The sequence below is a fragment of the Acinetobacter sp. WCHAc060033 genome (genome assembly GCF_004209125.1).
Taxonomy (GTDB): domain Bacteria; phylum Pseudomonadota; class Gammaproteobacteria; order Pseudomonadales; family Moraxellaceae; genus Acinetobacter; species Acinetobacter wuhouensis.
Genome location: NZ_SGSW01000016.1, coordinates 42,822 through 65,766, shown reverse-complemented (window position 1 = coordinate 65,766; position 22,945 = coordinate 42,822). Strand labels below are relative to the sequence as shown.

Annotated in this window: 20 protein-coding genes; 13 read left to right on the top strand and 7 right to left on the bottom strand. The window is 37.4% G+C overall.

Translation table 11 applies throughout. The features are described from left to right. The first annotated feature begins 84 nt into the window (after window positions 1-84). The gene (locus EXE10_RS09195; protein WP_130113160.1) at window positions 85-1,128 is read left to right on the top strand and encodes an AraC family transcriptional regulator; all 1,044 of its coding nucleotides are present in this window, start codon (window positions 85-87) and stop codon (window positions 1,126-1,128) included. A 213-nt stretch (window positions 1,129-1,341) separates the two neighbouring features. Continuing rightward, entirely contained in the window at window positions 1,342-2,415 is a 1,074-nt protein-coding gene (gene alr, locus EXE10_RS09190; RefSeq protein WP_130113159.1) for an alanine racemase, read from the top strand. A gap of 217 nt (window positions 2,416-2,632) precedes the next feature. On the opposite strand, the gene EXE10_RS09185 is transcribed toward alr, so the two are convergent. The 4 genes from EXE10_RS09185 to EXE10_RS09170 all read right to left on the bottom strand — a co-directional run bounded on the left by EXE10_RS09185 (window position 2,633) and on the right by EXE10_RS09170 (window position 6,471). Continuing rightward, on the bottom strand, window positions 2,633-3,367 hold the full coding sequence (locus tag EXE10_RS09185; protein ID WP_130113158.1) for a proteasome-type protease: 735 nt from the start codon (window positions 3,365-3,367) through the stop codon (window positions 2,633-2,635). An 82-nt stretch (window positions 3,368-3,449) separates the two neighbouring features. Further along, window positions 3,450-4,229: a transglutaminase family protein gene (locus EXE10_RS09180; protein ID WP_130113157.1), complete on the bottom strand. Its 780-nt coding sequence runs from the start codon at window positions 4,227-4,229 to the stop codon at window positions 3,450-3,452. Next, window positions 4,226-4,834 (bottom strand): alpha-E domain-containing protein, encoded by a 609-nt coding sequence (locus tag EXE10_RS09175; RefSeq protein ID WP_068976225.1) that lies wholly within the window; start codon window positions 4,832-4,834, stop codon window positions 4,226-4,228. The genes EXE10_RS09180 and EXE10_RS09175 overlap by 4 nt, the downstream gene beginning before the upstream one ends. Window positions 4,835-4,869: 35 nt before the next feature. Further along, window positions 4,870-6,471, bottom strand: coding sequence for a circularly permuted type 2 ATP-grasp protein (locus EXE10_RS09170; protein WP_130113156.1), 1,602 nt, complete (start codon window positions 6,469-6,471; stop codon window positions 4,870-4,872). A 299-nt stretch (window positions 6,472-6,770) separates the two neighbouring features. On the opposite strand from EXE10_RS09170, the gene EXE10_RS09165 reads away from it, so the two are divergent. After that, window positions 6,771-7,766 carry a helix-turn-helix transcriptional regulator gene (locus EXE10_RS09165; protein WP_068976227.1) on the top strand — a complete coding sequence of 332 codons (996 nt, stop codon included), beginning with the start codon at window positions 6,771-6,773 and terminating at the stop codon, window positions 7,764-7,766. 429 nt (window positions 7,767-8,195) lie between these two features. Here EXE10_RS09165 and mhpT read toward each other — a convergent pair whose 3' ends face one another. Continuing rightward, complete coding sequence (mhpT, locus tag EXE10_RS09160) at window positions 8,196-9,395, bottom strand: 3-(3-hydroxy-phenyl)propionate transporter MhpT (RefSeq protein ID WP_130113155.1); 1,200 nt, start codon at window positions 9,393-9,395, stop codon at window positions 8,196-8,198. Window positions 9,396-9,826: 431 nt separating this feature from the next. On the opposite strand from mhpT, the gene EXE10_RS21720 reads away from it, so the two are divergent. Further along, complete coding sequence (locus tag EXE10_RS21720; protein ID WP_171478497.1) at window positions 9,827-10,099, top strand: hypothetical protein; 273 nt, start codon at window positions 9,827-9,829, stop codon at window positions 10,097-10,099. After that, window positions 10,041-12,035 carry a TPR end-of-group domain-containing protein gene (locus EXE10_RS09155; protein WP_171478499.1) on the top strand — a complete coding sequence of 665 codons (1,995 nt, stop codon included), beginning with the start codon at window positions 10,041-10,043 and terminating at the stop codon, window positions 12,033-12,035. The genes EXE10_RS21720 and EXE10_RS09155 overlap by 59 nt, the downstream gene beginning before the upstream one ends. Window positions 12,036-12,076: 41 nt before the next feature. On the opposite strand, the gene mnmG is transcribed toward EXE10_RS09155, so the two are convergent. Beyond that, window positions 12,077-13,957 (bottom strand): tRNA uridine-5-carboxymethylaminomethyl(34) synthesis enzyme MnmG, encoded by a 1,881-nt coding sequence (gene mnmG, locus EXE10_RS09150; RefSeq protein ID WP_130113154.1) that lies wholly within the window; start codon window positions 13,955-13,957, stop codon window positions 12,077-12,079. Between the two features lie 252 nt (window positions 13,958-14,209). On the opposite strand from mnmG, the gene EXE10_RS09145 reads away from it, so the two are divergent. From EXE10_RS09145 to purD, 7 genes are all read left to right on the top strand, one after another. Then, complete coding sequence (locus EXE10_RS09145; RefSeq protein ID WP_130113153.1) at window positions 14,210-14,635, top strand: hypothetical protein; 426 nt, start codon at window positions 14,210-14,212, stop codon at window positions 14,633-14,635. 244 nt (window positions 14,636-14,879) lie between these two features. Further along, complete coding sequence (locus tag EXE10_RS09140) at window positions 14,880-15,758, top strand: bile acid:sodium symporter family protein (RefSeq protein ID WP_130113152.1); 879 nt, start codon at window positions 14,880-14,882, stop codon at window positions 15,756-15,758. 160 nt (window positions 15,759-15,918) lie between these two features. After that, a complete protein-coding gene (gene prmA / locus EXE10_RS09135; protein WP_130113151.1) occupies window positions 15,919-16,821 on the top strand; it encodes a 50S ribosomal protein L11 methyltransferase in 903 nt (300 codons plus the stop codon). Window positions 16,822-16,842: 21 nt separating this feature from the next. Next, window positions 16,843-17,703: a DUF3426 domain-containing protein gene (locus EXE10_RS09130; RefSeq protein WP_130113150.1), complete on the top strand. Its 861-nt coding sequence runs from the start codon at window positions 16,843-16,845 to the stop codon at window positions 17,701-17,703. 375 nt (window positions 17,704-18,078) lie between these two features. Then, entirely contained in the window at window positions 18,079-18,348 is a 270-nt protein-coding gene (fis, locus tag EXE10_RS09125) for a DNA-binding transcriptional regulator Fis (RefSeq protein ID WP_001086304.1), read from the top strand. Window positions 18,349-18,443: 95 nt separating this feature from the next. Further along, window positions 18,444-20,018: a bifunctional phosphoribosylaminoimidazolecarboxamide formyltransferase/IMP cyclohydrolase gene (purH, locus tag EXE10_RS09120; protein ID WP_130113149.1), complete on the top strand. Its 1,575-nt coding sequence runs from the start codon at window positions 18,444-18,446 to the stop codon at window positions 20,016-20,018. Window positions 20,019-20,196: 178 nt separating this feature from the next. Then, window positions 20,197-21,480: a phosphoribosylamine--glycine ligase gene (purD, locus tag EXE10_RS09115; protein ID WP_130113148.1), complete on the top strand. Its 1,284-nt coding sequence runs from the start codon at window positions 20,197-20,199 to the stop codon at window positions 21,478-21,480. Window positions 21,481-21,504: 24 nt separating this feature from the next. Here the strand turns inward: purD and EXE10_RS09110 are convergent, their stop codons facing one another. Then, window positions 21,505-22,215, bottom strand: a complete 711-nt coding sequence (locus EXE10_RS09110; RefSeq protein WP_130113147.1) for a hypothetical protein — start codon at window positions 22,213-22,215, stop codon at window positions 21,505-21,507. A 124-nt stretch (window positions 22,216-22,339) separates the two neighbouring features. Here EXE10_RS09110 and EXE10_RS09105 point away from each other — a divergent pair, with 124 nt between their 5' ends. After that, window positions 22,340-22,897 (top strand): GNAT family N-acetyltransferase, encoded by a 558-nt coding sequence (locus tag EXE10_RS09105; RefSeq protein WP_130113146.1) that lies wholly within the window; start codon window positions 22,340-22,342, stop codon window positions 22,895-22,897. Window positions 22,898-22,945 lie beyond the last annotated feature (48 nt).

Here is a 22,945-nt window from a genome sequence, read left to right as displayed (position 1 = left end):
ATATTTATTGCAACAACAGGATTCAATTCTAAGTATGGTTTGCTATGATTTCGTTATATTTAAAAATAAAACTTAGCACATGATATGAATCAAAAAGCAACAGTGAATGGTGCTATTGCAGGTATGTTCCGTGATTTTTTAGCGGAACAAAATATTCAAAATGCAGAATTATTTCGCCACATGCAATCATGGCAACCTGATCATCGGGTACAACTCACTGAATTGGGTTTTATTCTGCATTATATTTCCCAACTGTATCCTGGCGATGCTTTGGGTTTAAAAATCGCGCAACATTTTCAACCCTCATATTCGGGCGTGTTGGGCTATTTAATTTTACATAGTCGTGATCTTGAACAAGCCATTTTACATTTTAAAAAATATTATGCCCTGATGTGGGATGGCTTCGCAGTTGATATTATTGAAGATGATCAAACACTTAAAGTTCAGTGGAACGTGCCTCAGCTAGAAGCATTTGTGAATAATAAAGTTTTTATGAATATCATCCGCATCGGATATGAGTTGGGGATCAGTTGTTTTATGCAAATGCTGTGGCAACTCAGCCCTGATAATAAAACGCTAAAACCACAATATATTGAATTACCTGGTACATTGCCCAAAAATGTAACGATTTATGAGTCATTTTTTAACTGCGAAATCCATTTTCAATGTAAAGTCGGTGCAATCATTTTTGAAAAAAATAATTTAAAACAACCGATTAATTTAAGTCATGATTATTTTATCGGACTCTATCATCGCCAAGCCGAAGCGCAACTTAAATATATGCATCATCTGCATATTACGCCTGAAAATACCGTATTAAATAAAGTGCAAAAAGCGTTGGCTTTGGGGATTGAGCAAAACTCACCGACGCTTGATTTTGTGGCTAAAGAAATGACAATTTCCAAATCTAAACTACTAAATCTGTTACGTGAACAGAAATTAAATTTTAAAAGTATTTTAGATTCGATGCGTCTTGAACTTACCAAAACCTATATGCAGGATGAACAGCTCTCACTGTCTGATATTGCAAGTTTATTAGCATTTTCAGAACAAAGTGCCTTAAATCATTTTTTCAAACGACATACAGGCATGACACCGAATCAATATCGAAAATCGAACCACCGCTAAACTGAGAATATTGTAATGCTCAAGTCATCAAGTTCAATTTTCCGATGCTGAATATTAAAATTATCAAAAACATAAATGTTGATGTTTATTTCAAATTGAACGGCATACAATAGACCGCATTGGAAAATCCTCAGCAATATTTGATATTCTCCAAATGACGTGCAGCTTAGACTGCACGTTTATGTTTTTAATCTTCCTGAAGGAGTAATCAGGGTGCGCCAAGCAACAGTTTATATTGACAGTAAAGCGCTGCAATATAATTTAAACCGTGTTAAACAACTTGCCCCAACTGCTAAAATTGTCAGCATGGTCAAAGCCAACGCCTATGGGCATGGCGTAAAAGACTGTTTAGCCGCCTTAGCTGAAACGGATGCATTCGGTGTTGCCTGCCTTGAAGAAGCTTTAGAAATTCGTGCATTGGGCTATCAACAGCCGATTACCTTAATCGAAGGTATTTTCAGTGCCGATGAAATGGCTGTGGTTGTTGAAAATAACATTGAAGTCATCGTCCATCAGCAAGAACAATTGGATTGGTTACGCACTCAAAAAGATGCCTACATTGCCAAAGGTTTAAAAGTTTGGGTGAAACTCAACAGTGGCATGAATCGCTTAGGTTTCAAAGTCCCTGAAATTATTGATGTGATTAACTCACTCAAAGCAGACGGTTTTACTTGCGTACTTGCAATGCACTTTGCCAATGCTGATGCAGAAGATCATCCTTTAAATGAGCAACAAAAAAATCAATTTTTAGATGTCAAAGAAGCCTGCGCTCCAATTATGGCGTCATGCTGTAACTCAGCTGCGATATTTAAATGGCCAGAACTTAACTTTGATTTTGTTCGTCCAGGCATCATGCTCTATGGTGCATCACCTTTTGCCGATAAGTCTGCCAATGATTTAGACATCAAACCTGTGATGACGTTTACAACGGAAATTATTGCTTTAAATCATATCCAAGCGGGTGAATCGGTTGGTTATGGTTCAACCTTTGTTGCTGAATCAGAAATGGATATCGCCATTGTGTCGATTGGTTATGGAGATGGTTATCCACGTGCATTTCCAAAGCAAAACTATGTTGCGATCAATGGCAAAACAACTCGTGTGATTGGTCGTGTGGCAATGGACATGATTGCGATTGATGTCACAGGTTTAAATGCACCTTTAGGCACAGAAGTCGAGCTTTGGGGTAAAGATCGTTTGGTCGATGATGTTGCAGAAGCCAATGGCACGATTGGTTATGAATTGCTATGTCGTATGAGCAATCGTCCTGTTCGTAAGAAAATCTGAGCTTTATAAAAAAGATGAGGGGTTTTAACACCCTCATCCTAAGCTTCTAAAAAGCCCCCTCATCCTAACCTTCTCCCTGAGCCATATATCGCGCAAGAGAAGGAACTCCCAATACATTTTTGAATTTATTGTGAATTTAAAACTTAAGCATTTTTTAGAATAGACATTTTAAATTAGCATAACCCTATATTTTATTTAAAACCTATCAACATATAACTCACTGAAAAAAATCATCATTCGGTTTTGGTAAATCTTGTAAACCTTTCTTCAAGGTTTCAGACCACTGCTTACTGATATTCTGAAAATAAGGCTCATCATCATTGATTCTTTTTCCTTGCGGAATCACAAAAGAATCTTTTTGATAAACCAAAGTATCCAATGGCATGCCTACAGAAACATTGGAACGCAAAGTAGAATCAAAAGAAATTAAACTGCAGCGTAAAGCTTCATCTAAAGGCATGTCATAACTTAGAGCACGATCTAAAATAGGCTTACCATACTTACTTTCACCAATCTGAAAATACGGCGTATCACTCGTCGCAGAGATAAAATTCCCTTGTGGGTAAATATTATACAACTGCATTTCCTCGCCCTTGATCTGACCACCAACTAACAAACTACAAAAATAATTGCTTTGCTCTTGCGTATCTTCGGTTACATCTGCGATCACTTTACGCAGGATTTGTCCCACCAAGCCTGCAACTTCAAACATGGTATTTACACTATATAGATTAGGCTCTTGTTTAAGTGCTAAATGATTTTGCAAATGCCCGATGACTGCTTGAGTTGTTGCCAAATTTCCAGACGTTTGAATGCAAATGAAACGCTCATTCTGCACCCCAAATGTATACAGTTTTCGATATACTGAAATATGATCTACACCTGCATTGGTTCTTGTATCACTAATGAATACCAAACCATCTTTGAGCCTTAATGCACAGCAATACGTCATAGAATTACCTTTTACAACAACGTCTTAAATTTGAAATAAATCACACTTTTGCAAGTATTTAGACTATTTAACACTCATCAGATTAACATGCAAGCACTTGAACGATAGAGTACATAGATTCAATTCCACCTTGCTGACGCATCCCTCGCACAGGCGCAACATCCCAATAATCTCGCCCGACTGCTACATAGACATGCGAATCAGGACGAAAAAGTTGGTTACTCACATCTATGACATGCCACACCCCATCTATAAAGACTTCAGCCCATGCATGACTGGCTAGGTGAGATTGCTGATTGACATGCAAATACCCTGAAACATAGCGAGCAGGGACACCTAGAGCTTTCGCCATCGCAATCAAAACATGGCTATGATCTTGGCATACCCCTTGTCGGTCAGTGAAAGACTCCATTGCCGTATGCATCACTGTCGTACTGGCACTGATATACGGCATATAACTCAATAATGCTGCAGCAAGTTTTTTAAAATTCGATACGGTAATTATCGGCACATGTGATTTTGCAAAATCCAGCATTTCTGTATTACATAAAGTTGCCGCAGTCGGTTGCAAATACAGCAAGGGGGATAATTGATCGGAAACCCCAAACTGATTGTGTAAATTAATCTCAACAAACCCCTGTGCCATAATCAACATTTGTTGATAAGGCTCAGACTGCGAACTGGTCAACCAGACATTATCAAAAGCATCACGCTTCAGTTGTGTCACCCCCGGCACACTCACCTGCCACGCTGTCACATGTTGGTGTATGTTTGATTGTGGCGTCATCTTGATATACTGAATACTATTCTTTACCCATTCAGTATATTGATAATGTGTTTGATGATTAATCATGAGCTTCATAGGCGATCCAATTCAAATAATGAATCAATATGATCACTAAAATGATAATAATTCGCACGATTTGGCTGTTGTTTAAGTTCCAACCAAACATCAGGCAAACTACTCATTCCTTCCTGATCTAAACTGCGAATCAAACCATCCAACTGCATTAGGGTCACTGAATGATTTTGATTTAAACGTAAGTTACGATCCAGTTGCTCCATTTTTTGCCCTAAACTAAAAAATAGAAATAATAATTCGTCTTCTTCAGCTTCTAAGACGTCATTGCATTCCTCACAGACATCGCAAATAAATCCTGCATTTTGTTCAGCTTGTTGCAATAATTGATTGAGTGCAGCAAAAGATTGTGCGGAAATCACACCACGCAAATCATGAATATTATTTTTTGCACAAATGAATTGCTGATGAAACGACGCAGGTTGTTCAAAATCTAAAATTAATTCATTCAATGAACTGGCATCAAATGCAGGCAAACAGAATGCATGTGCATAATCTAAAGCCAATTCATTGGTTTTAAATGGATATTGGCTACATAAATATTGTATACGTGTTAAATAACGACCTAACCAAAATATATTTTGTGCATTTGTACTGAGTAAAATCATGTTCTCGCTCCTTTGGTTGAGGTTATGGGCGTGGGCTAAATTGAAAATTCATCAATCACCCATGTGTCCTTAATTCCACCACCTTGTGATGAGTTGACCACCAATGAGCCTTGTTGCATCGCAACACGGGTTAAGCCCCCTGGAACAATTTCCACCCGTTCTGGAGAACTTAAAATGAATGGTCTTAAATCAATATGTCGTTCAGCTATACCTTGATGAGATAATGTTGGTGCAACAGATAAATCCAAAGTGGGTTGCGCTATATAGGCTGATGGTGAACTCATCAATTTGATTTTAAATAAATCAATTTCTTGCTCAGATGCCTTAGGGCCGATCAACATACCGTAGCCACCAGAGCCTTGCGCCTCTTTCACGACCAACTTATCAAGATTTACCAAAACATAATCTAAAGCTTCTGCTTCACGACATTGATAAGTAGGCACATTGCATAAAATGGGCTTTTCATTGAGATAATATTCAATCATTTTATCCACATAAGGATAAATTGATTTGTCATCCGCAACGCCAGTTCCAGGTGCATTGGCAATCACCACATGACCACTAATATATGCTGACATGAGCCCTGCAACACCCAAAGTGCTGTCAGGTCTAAAGCTCAACGGATCTAAAAACCCATCATCAAGTCGTCTATAAATTACATCAACTTGTTGACGTCCTCGGATGGTTTTCACATAAACCTTGTCGTTTTCAACAAAAAGGTCACGTGATGTCACCAATGGCACACCCATTTCCCTTGCAAGAAAAGCATGTTCATAATACGCACTGTTATAGCGACCAGGCGTGAGTACAACGATCATTGGCGCATCGACTTTAGAATTTTCAGCCAATATTTCACGCAGTAATTGTGGGTATTGCTCGATACCTGCAACCGTTTGATTACACAAATCAGGCATGAGTTTTTGGCTCATTTTACGACTTTCAATCATGTACGACACACCCGATGGTGTACGTAAATTATCTTCGAGTACAAAGAAATCCCCATGACGATCTCGAACAATGTCTATTCCACTGATTTGACTGTAAATATTGCCATTTAGCGTATTATTTAACATCGTCGGTTGATAGGCTTCATGTGACAGCACCTGTAACTCTGGAATCAAACCCTCTTTTAAAATATGTTGTTGATGGTAAATATCCGCAAGAAATAGATTCAGCGCTTGAATTCTTTGCGTACATCCAGCAGCTATTTTGTTCCATTGCTGTTTTGCAATCACACGTGGAATTAAATCAAAGGGAATTGTTCGGTCAATTCCAGATTTTTCACCATAGACCGCAAATGTAATACCTTGATGTAAAAAATGTGATTTTGCTGATTCATTTAACTTTTCAAGTTCATAAATACTGTGCTTTGACAGCCAATCTTCAATCTTTTCAGCTGTTTCAGGCGCTAGAGCTTGATCATCCGTCATTTCATTGAAAAAAATAGAATCCATTTGTTTGAGCAAATGTTGTGTGGGTTGCTGTACATCAATAAATTGTGCAACCTCTTGAATCTGACTCGTTTGTTGCTGTATGGCGCGCGTCGTTTGTGTATCTGTTTGCTCAATCACAGGCAAAGTAAAATTTTCAGAATAATGTTCTTTCGGTGAATTTGTATCTAGCGTTTCTTTTAGCATACAAACCTCTTTTATGTTCTATTTGGCATAGTTTATTAAGCAATATCAATGCCAAAGTGCATGTGAGCTGTGAACTTTAGGTAAATTATGGCTTAAACAATAAGGAGAATATTTATTAATTCATTGTTTGAACTTCAGCTCAATACAAGTTTTGATCGAACATGTTTCAAAATTTTTTAGTCAATTTTTTCAATAATTAAACAGATAAATTTAGGATATAACTTGCAGAACGATGCTGAATTTTCTATTGTGTAACTGATTTAATTCCTTAACCTTTCACGATTTAAACGATAGCGATCATGTCTGCACAAGAAAAAGAAACTTCCAATAGCCTTTACCGCCAATGGCAAATTCTCTCTCGTTTATCTACGGGTAAATGGTTGGGTACGAGGGAATTACAAGAAACCTTAGAACGCGAGGGCATTGAAATCAGCCTGAGAACCATTCAACGTGATCTCAATCAAATCGCACAACGTTTCCCGATAGAGAGCAATAAAACAGTTCCCCAAGGTTGGCGCTGGCGCTCAGATGCACCGATTCAAAGCTTACCGCACATGACCAGCTCACAAGCAGTCACCTTTATGATGGTCGAAGAACACTTAAAACATTTATTGCCACCAAGTTTGATTGATGAAATGAATCCTTGGTTTGATTTGGCACGACGTAGTCTTTCAACGCAGAACAATGTTCGCCAATGGATCAACCGTGTTCGGATCGTTCCTGCGAGTCAGCCTGTTATTCCCCCTCTCGTTGAGCGTCAAGCGCAACAGTCGATTTATGAAGGTTTATTGCAAGATAAACAAATTGAATGTGTTTATCGTTCACGCGGACATCAAGGTGAGGAAAAAACCTATACGCTCAATCCATTAGGCTTGGTTCAAAAAGGTGCAATTATTTATTTGATTTGTACTCGACATGATAAAACTGAAGTTCAAACTTTTGCACTACATCGTTTTAAATCTGCAACTGTTTTAGACACTCGCGCATTACACCCTGTTCAATTTGATATTGATGAATATATTGATTCAGGTGCTTTAGGCTTTAGAGTTGATTTTTCAAAGCCAACCGAAAATGTTGAATTAAAACTGGTGATGCACGAAGATGATGCACTCTACTTTACTGAAAGCCAACTCAGTAAAGAGCAAAAAGTTGAACAGTTAAATGAACAACTTTATCAAGTCAGTGCTGTTGTGCCTTTTACTTCGCAACTGGTTTGGTGGCTCAGAAGTTTTGGTAAAAAAATTGTACGAATTGAACCTGTTGAAGTATTCAATGCCGTTCATGAAATTGAATAATTTTTAGAGCAATCTGTTCATAGAATCTCTAAATTCAAAACAATAAAAAAGAGCCTTTCGGCTCTTAATTTTTTATTATTTTCATTCTTTTTTAAATTTTATTGTTTTGCGCTTATTTAAAACTCATGTCACATCTTTGCAAATGCCCACAAGACATGAGTTTTCATTGGAGAATTGAACATCACATTAAGCAGCATGCAAGTTCAGCAGTATTGTAACGAATGCACTTCATGGTCATGGTTTTCACCTCTTGTTTGAACGTAGTTTTAATTTAGAACATTTTATTTTGATTGTGAAATAAGCAATTTTGAAATTTTATTCTTAATTTATGTTAAACAATTATCCTGATATTTTTATCTTATAAATAAAAAAGCGACCATTTAAATGATCGCCAATATTATCAATTCAATGACATCATCCAATATAAGATTATTTCTTATTCGCTTTATATGTCGATAATGCTGTAACTGCAATTGCAGACAACACAATCCCTGGCGCACTTGCCACGAGAATACCTGTAGTCCCTAAACCTAAGGCAAGGATTTTCCCTGTTAATAAAGGACCAGTCATTGCACCTAAGCGTCCAAGTGAAATCGCACTCCCCACGCCTGTGACTTTTCCTGCAGGTGTATAGAAAATTGGGGAAATACCATAAAGAATAGATTGACCACCCGTAGAGAAAATACCACCGATCAGCCCTGCGAAAATCAGCAATGGAATTGACTTTGTTGTGAATAGAATCAATATCGCAATAAATAGACCTGTATAGATAATTACCGCCATTTGCCACAATTTAAGACGATCTAATAAATAACCGAGTCCTAAAGTTCCAATCACAGCACCGACTTGGAAAATCAACATAATCATAAATGCTTGTTGTTTTTCTAAGCCTTGTTCCATGAGTAGGTTTGGCAACCAACTGATCAGAATATAATTCACCATTAGAGTGAAAAAGAAACTCACCCAGAGTGGTAACGTTTGTTTATAGGTATTATTTTTAAATAAAATTTCTGTCATTGCAGGAACATGTTCATCCACTGCAACCACTTGTTCTTTTCGTTTGTCTTTTAAAATCATTGCCATAAATGGAATGAGTAGCAATGGTGTAATCCCACCTATCAAGAATAAGGTATGCCAAGAAATATCTTTGAATAAAATACCTAATCCCGCGACGAAAATTGCGCCTACAGGTAAACCGCAGTACATCAAGCTGTTTAATTTACCGCGATTCTCTTCAGTTGCTTCATCACCTACCACTGAAATCATGGTTGGCATAGCAGCACCTAAACCTAAGCCTGTAAAGAAACGTGCTGCATATAAAATTTCTACACTTGAGGCAATTGCTGTCAGTGTCATAAAGACACCGAAGATGGCGATAGATAGCATCAAAACTTTCTTTTGCCCTAAATAATCTGCAATACGCCCACCGAAGAATGCGCCGAAAAGCATTCCAAATACGCCTAAACTAAAGACATAGCCCATTTGCACTTGGTCTAAACCAAATGTCGCTGCGATTCCTTTTGCTGCGATTCCAGGTGCTTGTAAATCGAATCCTTCAAAGAATGCGACCCAGAAACATAAAAATACTGTGAGTATTTTTTGCACCTTTGTTGACTGTTCATGTGCCATGATTGATCTCCATCAATAGTGAACAAATTACATGACCGAGTAATTTGCTCGACTATTGTGAAATCAAATACCGAGGAGAAATAGCACGACAAAGGTCGGGTTTCTGCAAATAAATACCGTAATTTCTTAGCGAAATAAGACTTCAAAGCGAGTTTATTGATAGTTTTAATAGATTAATTTATTATTTATTTTTTTAATTCAAATACTTAATTCAATAGAAGCTAATAATGATCATATAATCACTTAAATCTATACAATCAAAATTTATTAGAAGGCATTCTTTTTTCAATTTTTGAAAATTGTTTTATACAGTCATGTTTAACTTGTAATAACTCTCCTCTAAGTCTATTAGAATAATTTCTTTTGATCATGGATACAAAAATACAAAACCTCTGTATAATTAAATATTTATTTTAACTATTGATGATTACATGAGTTACAACGTTAAAGATATAGCCAGAACTCTTAGAGAAAATAAACGCTCTAAAACACCTGCTGTAATTTTTACTGGTGCTGGCTGTTCTAAAAGTGCTGGTATGCCTCTTGCTGGTGAACTCATTCAAGAAATTAATAAAAAATATAAAAATAATTTAAAAGAATTATCTACAGAACAACGTCAAGATTATGGTCAATGTATGACTAAACTTGTACCAAGCGAGCAAAAAAAAACTTTTAATAAAATATATAGAAAAATCAAAAATTAATTGGGCTCATATTGCATTAGCATGTTTATTAAAAAGTGACTATATTGCGAAAGTTCTCACATTTAATTTTGATAATATTTTAAATCGTGCTTGTAGCCTTGATAATTTTTTTCCACCAATTTACGATTTACATGTGCTTTCTGAGGAGTATTTTAGTGCGATTCCGAACCGTTCTATTATCCATTTACATGGACAATGGAGTGGCTTTGAGCTCGCGAATGGAGATAAAGATACTGCTAAACAAGCTGATAAATTAAAAAGCTATATAAAAGATACAATAAACACCGCGCCAAGTATATTTATTGGCTACAGCGGTGGTGCAGATGCTTTTTTTAAACTAGTAGAAGAAAATTTTTTGGGGCAACACCGTCTCTTTTGGGTAGACTATTCAAAAGAACCTAATGCAAATGTTAAAAAATTCATTGATGCTAATTCAAATCATCGAAATTTTATCGGTGAACAAGATGCTGATAAATTTCTGTTAGAGCTCGCAATCGAACTGAATTGTTTCCCAACAAATATGTTTAAAGATCCTATAAAACACATGAAAGAAATATGCGAATTAATTAATGAGTTCCCATTAGCTACAATAGATAGCCAAATAGATATTCTTGAAGATACAAAGAAAACCTTAGATATTGCACATGCAAGTAGCCCAGCTATTAAAGTCATTAAATTAGCAGAATATTTAAATGGCAAAAAATTTGACACCATCATAAATCAAAAAGAAAAATTAGATTTAAATATTAAACCTATATCTAAAATATTAGCATCAGCTTATTTAGGGAAAGCATTAACCTTTCTAACAAAGGATGAGAGCCAATTTCAAAAAAACTTTGACAAAGCTATAGAATTAGAACCAAATTTTTATCAAGCATATGCTGAAGCTGGAAATAAACTAACATCTCATTCACAAAAACAAAATTTAGAATTAGCTATTAGTTACTTTGAGAAGTGTTTTGCACTAAGACCTAATCTGAAAGATGACTCTATTATTGGAAACTATGCAGTTGTATTAACTAAGTTAGCAATTTTAGAGAAGAAAGATACTACCTTTTATCACTCATTTGAACAATACAAAAAAACTTTAAAAATTCAACCTGATGATGCTGATCATCTTGGAAATTATGCTACTTCTCTTTATTCACTTGGCAAATTAAAAGAAGATGAAGATTTATTTAATAAAGCTTTTGAACAATACGAAAAAACTTTAAAAATTCAACCTGATCATGTTAAACATCTTGGCAATTATGGTAATGCTCTTTCAAACTTAGCAAAATTAAAAGAAGATGAGGATTTATTCAATAAAGCCTTTAATCAATATGAAAAAGCTTTAAAAATTCAACCTGATGATGCTGATATTCTTGGAAATTATGCTACTTCTCTTTATTCACTTGGAAAATTAAAAGAAGAAGAGGATTTATTCAATAAAGCCTTTAATCAATATGAAAAAGCTTTAAAAGTTCAACCTGATGATGCTGATATTCTTGGAAATTATGCTAATGCTCTTTCAAGCTTAGCAAAATTAAAAGAAGATGAGGATTTATTCAATAAAGCCTTTAATCAATACGAAAAAGCTTTAAAAGTTCAACCTGATCGTGTTAATAATCTTGGCAATTATGCTACTGCTCTTTCAAGCTTAGCAAAATTAAAAGAAGATGAGGATTTATTCAATAAAGCTTTTGAGCTATACGAAAAATTTTTAAAATTTAAACCAAATGAGACTTATAACGTCGCATGTTATTATGCAGTCAAAGGTAATTTAGATTTAGCTAAAAACAATCTTTTACATGCTGAACAACACAACACTCTCCCTGAAAATCCGTTCAAACATCTTTCAGAAGATAAAGACCTAGACAATATTCGAAATGAACAATGGTTCATTGAACTTTTAGAGCGCTTAAAAACAAAAGAAGAATTAGAAAAAGTAGCTTGAATAAAAAAACCCGCACTTAGCGGGTTTTTTATATCTAACAATTAAGCAGATTTTTTCGTTTGATTATTCTTACGAATCGTAATCATCACCAACTGAACAGCCGCAGGTGTTACACCTGGAATACGGCTTGCTTGACCTAAAGTTTCAGGACGAACATCTTTCAATTTCAAGGTAATTTCACGCGAAAGCCCAGAAACCACATCATAATCAAAATCAGCAGGAATACGAGTGTCTTCCAAACGCTTCATTTGCGCAACATCTTCTTGCTGACGGTTAATATAACCCGCGTATTTCACCGCAATTTCAATTTGCTCACCGACAAATGCTGAAACTTCAGAACCTGTGATTTCAGCAATTTGCGAGAAATTAATATTCGGACGCTTCAACAAATCGATCGCATTAGTTTCCTTAGACAAGTCATCCCCTGTCAAATCAACGAATTTTTTACCCAATGGATTATTTGGCGCAGCCCAAAGATGCTGTAAACGACCTGTTTCTTTCTCTACTGCTTCCATTTTTTGGCAGTAAGAATCCCAACGCGCATCATCTACTAAGCCCATTTCACGACCAATGGCTGTTAAACGCTGATCAGCATTGTCTTCACGCAACATCAAACGATATTCCGCACGTGAAGTGAACATACGGTACGGTTCTTTGGTACCCAAAGTAATAAGATCGTCAACAAGTACGCCCATGTACGCTTCATCACGTTTTGGTGTCCATTGCTCTTGATCCCATGCACGGCGAGCAGCATTTAAACCTGCCAATAAACCTTGTGCGCCTGCTTCCTCATAACCTGTGGTACCGTTGATCTGACCCGCAAAGTACAAATTATTGATTGATTTTGTTTCTAAAGAGAATTTCAACGATTGCGGGTTGAAATAATCATATTCAATTGCATAACCTGGACGAAGAATGTGCGCATTCTCCATACCACGAATCGAACGAACCAATTCAAACTGTACATCAAATGGCAAAGAAGTCGAAATACCATTTGGATAAAGCTCATGCGTATCCAAACCTTCAGGTTCTAAGAATACTTGGTGTGAGTTTTTATCAGCAAATTTATGAATTTTATCTTCTATTGATGGGCAATAACGTGGGCCTACGCCTTCGATCACACCGGTATACATTGGTGAACGATCTAAACCACCACGGATAATGTCGTGGGTGCGTTCATTAGTATGCGTGATATAGCAATTCACTTGTTCAGGATGCATTGACACATCACCCATGAACGACATGGTTGGTGATGGAAAATCACCTGGTTGCGGTGTCATCACAGAGAAATCGACTGAACGTGCATCAATACGTGGTGGTGTACCCGTTTTTAAACGACCAACTGGAAGTTTTAATTCACGTAAACGTGCCGCAAGTGAAATTGAAGGAGGATCACCCGCACGACCACCTGATGAATTGTTTAAACCGACGTGAATCACACCACCGAGGAATGTACCCGTTGTTAAGACAACCGTTTTCGCATCAAAGCGAATCCCCATTTGAGTGACAACACCTTTAACGGTGTCGCCTTCAACGATCAAATCATCCGCTGCTTGTTGGAAAATGTCCAAATTGGCTTGATTTTCTAAAGTATGACGAATCGCTGCTTTATAACGAATACGGTCTGCTTGCGCACGTGTAGCACGAACTGCCGCACCTTTGCGGGAGTTGAGAATACGGAATTGAATACCGCCTTTGTCGGCTGCAAGTGCCATTGCACCGCCCAAAGCATCAATTTCACGCACTAAGTGTGATTTACCAATACCACCAATCGCTGGGTTACAGCTCATCTGCCCTAAAGTCTCAATATTATGAGTAAGTAGTAAAGTCTGTCGACCCATACGTGCCGCAGCAAGTGCCGCTTCCGTACCTGCGTGACCGCCGCCGATAACAATGACATCGTAAACTTTAGGATAATGCATAGTGGTAATATTAGGAGAAAAAGAATGACAGAAAATTATAACAAAATTTTGATTTAAGTTTTAGGCAGTTTTACAAATTTATTGGGCTAAATCGCCAAACTAATCCAACAAACAATACTTTACAGAGACTACATAAGACAAACAGACCGTTGCAGTAAGTCTTCACAAATCAAATTTAACTGAACATAAAACAGCTTTAGGATAAAAACCACTCAGACAAATAAATTTTCAATGAATATAAGGATTAGGAATATGAAAAATATAGTGTCTAAGCTGATGGTTAGCTCATTACTGACTTGTGTTGCTTTATCTACGGCACATGCTGAGGAAGAAAATGCCAGTAAAGCTGAAGTAAAAAAGCAAATCCAAGTCTGTGCTAAGAAAAAAGAGGGCGATTGGGTCACTTATGCCAATAAAGGTGTCACTTATAATGGTGCATGCTTACCAAATGAAAGTGGCAAACTTCAATTTAGCTTCCCTGCACCTGCGGGCGGTTCTTCAGCAGCTGTTGCACCTCCAGCCGCAGATGATGCCATTGCCAATAAGCCCGCTGTAGAAGCTGTGCCTGCGACGCAACCTGCTCCTGCGGCTGCACCAGAAGCACCTGTTGAGCAGTCTGCACCTCAAGCAAGTGAACAACCTGCAACAGATGCACCTGCCCCGCCGTCAGCTCAATAAGATCATTTCAACGTTGTAGAATTTATTCATCGTTTTTACTGACCTAAAAATGGAAGGACTCACATTGATGAGTCCTTTTTTATACTTTAAATTTTATGCTTTAAAAAGTGAAGTTCATCTGTACTCAAATTTTCTAATTATTTTTTATTTTCTAATTCAATTATTTCTATTACACTCAAAGTGAATCTGGATGATTCTTCAAACAACTTTAACCTATATAAAATAACAAATTAAGGATGAAAATATGGATTCAGGGATTATTACGATCATGCTTCCGCTTGCCTTAGCTATCATCATGATTGGCTTAGGTCTTGAACTTACACCCAAAGATTTCGCCCGAGTTTCCAAACATCCCAAAGCAGTATTGATTGCGCTATTCTGTCAATTGGTTCTGCTTGTTGGAATTGCCTTTATTATTTGTAAAGTATTGGCATTGCCTCCACTACTTGCAGTCGGCTTAATGCTACTCGCAGCATCACCAGGGGGAAGTACTGCAAATTTATTTAGCTATTTATTTAAGGGCGATATTGCGCTCAATATTACACTCACAGCCATTAATTCAGTGATTGCAGCATTTACTTTACCGTTGATTGTAAATTTCTCGATTCAATATTTTATGAATGATGGTCAACAAATTAGTATGCAATTCAGCAAGATCATTCAAGTTTTTGCGATTATTCTAATTCCAGTGTGTATTGGCATGTTAATACGCCACTTTGCACCTCATTTCAGTGAGAAATTAAATAAACCTTTGCGTATATTTTCCGTCCTATTTTTAGTTTTAATTATCATCGGAGCAATCGCAAAAGAACGTGCAAATATTTTGCAATACCTCACCCAAGTCGGTTTCGCTACAGTCATTTTCTGTATTTGTAGTTTAGTGATTGGTTATTTTGTACCACGACTCATGGGGATTAATAGTGCGCAAGCACGTGCTTGTGCCTTTGAAATTGGCATTCACAACAGTACTTTAGCGATGACGATTGCATTAACTGTGATCGCCAATAGTACGGTAGCGATGCCTGCCGCAGTCTATTCTATTTTTATGTACATTTTCGCTGCCCTATTTGGATTCCTCATCTCCAAACTTGCCGACAAAGAAACCGTACAAAAAATGGCATAGCTTAGTGATAATAAAGCATTGTACAAATTCAGCATCAAAAGCAGCACTGGTTTAAAATGGACGTTTCAACGTCCATTTTTTATTTCTACTGGAATATAGGCGTAACTTGCCTGTTTCGGCTACAATATGCGTTTTTAAGAAAATGATTTAGGTCTTTCCCGTGAAGTGGTTACAAATCCATATTACAGTAGAACAAGCTCAAGTTGATTTTACAGAAACATTGTTAAGCTCTTTAGGTGCAGTCAGTGTGACTCTAGATGATGCCGAGAATCAAGATTTACTTGAACCGCTTCCTGGTGAAACGCCACTTTGGAATAAAGTTATTGTCACTGGCATTTATGCCCAAGAAGATGATGAAACGATTGATGTCGCTGCTTTAGAAACTTTTATTCGCACTCAACTTCCAACTGAACCAATGCGTAGTGAATTCTTAGAAGACCAAGAATGGGAACGCACTTGGATGGATGCCTATGAACCCATTCAGATTGCTGAAAAATATTGGATTGTTCCAGAATGGATGGAAGCACCTGAAGCAGATGCAGTCAATATTAAACTTGATCCAGGTTTAGCTTTCGGTACAGGAAACCACGCGTCAACTTTCCTTTGCTTACAATGGTTAGGCAAAACAGATGTTAAAGATAAAATCGTGATCGACTATGGTTGTGGTTCGGGTATTTTAGGTGTTGCTGCACTGCTTCTCGGTGCTAAAAAAGTCTATGCAACGGATATTGATCCGCAAGCAGTTTTAGCAACCCAACAAAATGCTGAACTCAATGGCGTACTTGAAAATCTATACGTTGGTCTGCCAGAAGAATTCAATGCTGAGTTTAAAGGCAAACAAGCAGATATTTTAGTTGCCAATATTCTTGCAGGACCACTGATGTCACTTGCAGAAGAATTCTCAACTTTAATTAAATCTGAGGGAGAATTCGCACTCGCTGGTGTAATTGAAGAGCAAGTAGCTGATGTATCTAGTGTTTATTCTGAATTTTTTGATATAGTAGAAGTTGAGAAACGTGACGAAACTTGGTGTCGAATTTCAGGATCACGTAAAAAATTTTAATCCTATGAAATAATCATATCTATGGCTGAAAAACAAACCATTTGCCCAAATTGTGCATCTATTTATAAAGTATCAGTAACTCAGCTTACTGTTGCGCAGGGAATGGTTTGTTGCCCAAAATGTTCACATGATTTTAATGCCCTACTGCATTTACAAAAAACACCGCCTATTGATACTAATATTGATCACACAATCACTTATTTTGAAGAACCCCAAGATTTTTTCTTTAAGAATAAAGAAGCTGAATTCACTATTTACGATATTTTTAAACGTAAAGTTGAAAATTCAAATATTGATTTAAAAACATATTTGAATAACTTAAATTACTTTAATAATGAACCAATCAATGTCATACCAAGCTTAAATCTTGCACAAGGCATGCATAAGCCCAAACAAGATAGTTCTTCGTCTAAAAGCGTACTCTATTATGCAGTTTGGAGCCTGATCAATCTTGCGCTGTTCAGCGTACTGTTATTTCAAATCGTATGGTTCAACCCAAAACTAACAGACCAGTATCCGATCGTTAATTCAGTTTTCACAAAAACATGCGCTATATTACGTTGTGACACCATTGATCAACGTTATAAAAAAGTCATGGTTCAAAATATTAAAGTTATTTCGCTCAACCATCAGCAAACCCAATTTATAGGACAAATTAACAATCAGTATTCTAAAAGCTTAGAACTTCCGATATTAAAGTTAACGCTTAAAGATAAAGGAAACGTTGTTAATACCTCGATCATAACCTCTGATGAATATTTGATTGATAGTTTGCAAGGCATAAAACGGATTCCGCAAAATAGCCCTTATCCGTTCAAATTTGTAATCAAACAACCGAGAAATAGTTTTGATGAGTATGAATTCGTAATCATTCACCCTTAAGATTGAAAAAAACTATAAAAAAATGAAAAAAAATGTAGTTTTCTTGCTCATTTTTTCTTAGACAATGGTATCATACGCGCCACGAAAGCTTTGTCCTGCAAACTCCTCGCATTTTTTCAAAAAAATATAGTTTTATTATGTGCTTTATAATTTCAATATCGCGCAAGTAGAACGTTTTTTGTTTAAAAGAGTGTTGTAACAAATATTAATCTATTGTTACGCTTATTTTTCACTCAATACGATGATTTGTGGCAAGCTAATTGTTCTTGTTTTAGAGCCAACCGTTTTAGGATCTAAAACGGAACTCAGATTTTTTAGACCACATTTATATATTGCTTTACCCTAGCAATATTTTGATTTTTCGGATTAACTCGCATGAATAGCAAATCTCCTATTTTTACTGCACAATCTGATGTCGCTCTTCGTATTCACGTAGATCGCGCAGTTCGTCACTATTTTGCACAATTGCAAGGTGAGCAACCATCTCAAGTGTACGACATGGTGCTAGCAGAAATGGAGAAACCTCTTTTATCTGTCGTTCTAGAATATACGCGTGGTAACCAGACTCGCGCTGCTGAAATTCTCGGACTAAACCGCGGAACTTTACGTAAAAAGTTAAAAGCTCACGGTTTAATGAGTGAATAAATGATAAAATGCTCACGGCTTGCGTGGGCATTTTTTTTTACCTATGCATTAGCTATTTGTTAAATCTCTAGACTTAAACACTGTTGACGAAGATCATGACTATTAAACGCGCTTTAATCTCTGTTTCTGATAAAACCGGAATCGTTGAATTTGCCCAGAACCTTGCTGCTCTTGGGGTGGAAATTTTATCTACTGGTGGTACATATAAGTTGCTTAAAGACAACAATGTTGCCGTAGTTGAAGTTTCAGAGCACACAGGCTTCCCAGAAATGATGGATGGTCGTGTAAAAACATTACATCCGAAAATTCATGGCGGTATCTTGGCTCGCCGTGGTCTAGACGAAGCTGTCATGGCTGAACACAACATTGATGCGATTGACCTTGTTGTTGTGAACTTATATCCATTTGCTGCAACTGTGGCAAAACCAAACTGTTCACTTGCAGATGCGATTGAAAATATCGACATTGGTGGTCCGACCATGGTTCGTGCTGCTGCGAAAAACCATGCCTCTGTAGGTATTGTTGTCAATGCATCTGACTATGCAACTGTAGTTGAAGAGTTAAAAGCAAACGGTGCTTTATCTCATGCAACACGTTTTGACTTAGCTGTTAAAGCATTTGAACATACTGCACAGTATGACGGTATGATTACTTCTTACTTAGGCGCTCGCGTAGGTAAAGCAGAAGGCGAAGCAGACAAATTTGCGCGTACTTTCAATACCCAATTAAACAAAGTTCAAGACCTTCGTTATGGTGAGAATCCACATCAGTCTGCTGCATTCTATGTAGAAGATACTGCGACTGAAGCATCAGTTTCTACAGCGAAACAACTTCAAGGTAAAGAGCTGTCTTATAACAACATCGCAGACACAGATGCAGCACTTGAATGTGTGAAATCATTTGCTAAACCTGCTTGTGTGATCGTTAAACATGCAAACCCTTGTGGTGTTGCAGTTTCTTTAGATGGTATTCAAGCTGCTTATGATCTTGCTTATGCAACCGATCCTGAATCTGCATTTGGTGGCATCATTGCATTCAACCGTGAATTAGATGTTGCAACTGCGCAAGCGATTGTAGACCGTCAGTTCGTTGAAGTGATCATTGCTCCAAGTATTGCTGATGGTGTACTTGAAGTGACTGGCGCGAAGAAAAATGTCCGTGTACTTGTATGTGGCGAACTTCCTGCGATTGATGCACGTCAGGCTCAACTTGACTATAAACGTGTAAACGGTGGTTTACTGGTTCAAGATCAAGACTTGGGCATGATCACTAAAGATGACCTTAAAGTTGTGACAAAGCGTGCGCCAACTGAAGCAGAAATTGATGACTTAATCTTTGCTTGGAAAGTTGCGAAATACGTGAAATCAAATGCAATCGTTTATGCAAAAGGTCGTCAAACGATTGGTGTAGGCGCTGGTCAAATGAGCCGCGTAAACTCTGCGCGTATTGCTGCGATCAAAGCTGAACATGCTGGCTTAGTGGTTGAAGGTGCTGTTATGGCATCAGATGCATTCTTCCCATTCCGTGATGGTATTGATAATGCTGCGAAAGCAGGTATCAAATGCATTATCCAACCGGGTGGTTCTATGCGTGATGAAGAAACCATTGCTGCAGCTGATGAAGCTGGTATCGCAATGGTGTTCACAGGTATGCGTCATTTCCGTCACTAATTAATATATAAGTCGTATTTATTAATCCCCCTAAATCCCCCTTTGTAAAAAGGGGGACTTTTCGCATCATAAAACTGTGTTTTATTTGCGATGCCCTTCCCCTTTTTAAAGGGTGAGAATCCTCAGAATATATTCTGAGTTCGCAAGGTGGGATTCTATTCTTTTGAGGGATTTTTAGATGAATATTTTAGTTTTGGGTAATGGCGGTCGTGAACATGCACTTGCATGGAAAATCGCACAAGATGACAAAGTCGCAAAAGTATTTGTAGCACCGGGTAATGCAGGTTCTGCAACTGAAAATAAATGCGAAAATGTTGCCTTAAATATTTTAGACAATGCTGCGATCATCGACTTTGCAAAAAACAATGCGGTTGATTTAGTGATCGTGGGTCCTGAAGCTCCGCTTGTAAATGGTGTAGTTGATGCTTGCCATGAAGCTGGCGTTAAAATCTGGGGTCCAACTCAGTTTGCTGCACAGCTTGAAGGCTCTAAAGCATTTGCGAAACACTTCCTGAAACGCCATAACATCCCTACAGCTTTTTACGATGTATTTACAGAAGTAGATGCGGCTAAAGCATTTGTAGAAAAAAATGGTGCGCCGATCGTGATCAAGGCTGACGGTCTTGCTGCGGGTAAAGGTGTGATTGTTGCGATGACCAATCAAGAAGCATTTGATGCAATTGATGACATGCTGGCAGGCAACAAATTTGGTAATGCAGGTTCTCGTGTCGTCATCGAAGAGTTTCTTGCAGGTGAAGAAGCATCTTTCATTTGTATGATTGATGGCGACAACATCTTACCAATGGCAACTTCACAAGATCACAAACGTATTTTTGAGGGCGACCAAGGTCCAAACACGGGTGGTATGGGTGCTTACTCTCCTGCGCCTGTTGTGACTGCGGATGTATTTGAAAAAACCATGCGTGAAGTGATGCGTCCAACTGTTGATGGTATGAAAGCTGATGGTCACGTTTACACAGGTTTCTTATATGCAGGTTTAATGATTGATGAACAAGGTCAGCCTAAAGTGATCGAGTTCAACTGTCGTTTTGGTGATCCTGAAACGCAACCAATCATGATGCGTTTAAAATCATCACTTGTTGATTTGGTGGAAGCAGGCATTGCGGGTAATTTACCTGCGGAAGCTGAATGGGATGAGCGTAAAACTGTTGGTATCGTTTTAGCATCTAAAGGCTACCCTGAAACCTCAAGCAATGGCGATGTGATTTCAGGTTTAGACACTGAAATGGCAGATGCTAAAGTTTTCCATGCAGGTACGAAAGCCAATGAAAATGGTGACATCGTAACTGCTGGTGGTCGTGTACTTTGTGTGACTGCGCTAGGCAATACCATTGGTGAAGCTCAAGCGAAAGCTTTAGAACTTTGCCAAAAAGTAACTTTTGACGGCGTTCAATACCGTAAAGATATTGGTTACCGTGCAATTGCACGTGAAAATGCTTAAATCTATTTAAGCCATGAAACCCGCCTAGGCGGGTTTTTTTTCAGTAAAAATAGGCAATTGATTCTCAAATTCAGGAAATTCTCTCTGGAAAATTTGGTTAATTTGCTTTGCTATTTCTACATCCCCATCCTCATGCTTCCATAGCCCTAAATAATATTTTTTACCTTTAACTTCATGATAAATAATCCATTCACCTGTTAGTGTGCCATTGTCGAATCCTGATTGATAAACATCAATGGTATGTTTTTTAAGCACCCTAAGTACTAAACTTAAATTACTGTCACCTTTCTTCCGTTTCTTTTCTACTGCTCTGACTTCTTGTTTTATTTGTTCCCATTTTTTATTTTTAATTAGTTTATCCAGAAATGTAAATCTTATATTCTTTAAGTTCCCTAAATGATAATGTTTATGCCAAAGCCCTTTTAATGGATCATACTTAAATAATGTTTGAGCCTCAGTAATAGACCTATATAGATTTGGATTTTCTAAATGTTCAACCTCATTGATCACTTCAGCAATAAACTCCTTCTTTAATTTCAAATCAATTAAACCATTTATAAAGTACCAACTGAATCGGCTTCCTACCAAATCGCTCCAATTTCTACTTTTAAGTAACATTTGCACATCATAAAAAGCTTTCTCAGTTTGCTTACACCCCAAATATCTAGGATTGCTCAGCAAACAAAAATCTTCAAATTTTAAGCTATAAATGTTAATTTTTTGATTATATGTCATTGTAATGACCTTCATCCTATACGTGAGTAATTAATTCAATTGAAGTGCAATTAAAAAGAATATAATGGAATAGAACCATACTAAATCCACTTTCCTCAAGCAATCAATTCAAAGTCTTTCTATCATGACTATTCCTATCCAAACCCCTCGCCTAATCCTTCGCCAATGGCAAGACTCCGACACTGCCCCATTTATCCAAATGAGTGCAGATGACGATGTCATGCGCTATTTTCCTAAAAAACTTGATGCAATTGAGGCAACTGCCTTTCTTGAGCATATCAAAGCTGACATTGAAAAACGTGGTTGGGGCTTATTTGCTGTAGAACTCAAAGCTACAGGGGAATTTATTGGATTCATCGGCTTACACGTGCATCCACCTGAGTTTGAAATCGCCGATGCCCCTGAAATTGGTTGGCGTTTACTGCCCCAATACTGGCATCAAGGTTATGCAACCGAAGGCGTTAAAGCTGTGTTAAAGCATGCTTTTAGAAACTTACGTATAGATCGCGTGATTTCATTGACTGCCTGTATCAACACACCGTCTGAAGGTGTCATGCAAAGACTTGGTATGGATAAAGTAAGGGAGTTTAATCATCCTTTTGTTCCTGCTGATCATCCGTTACATCGTCATATACTATACGAAATGCATCGTGGTGATTTTTTACATCACACATTTTGTTGATGCTAAAGTGCTTCATACGGGTACTAATGCATAATTCATTTAAGTCAT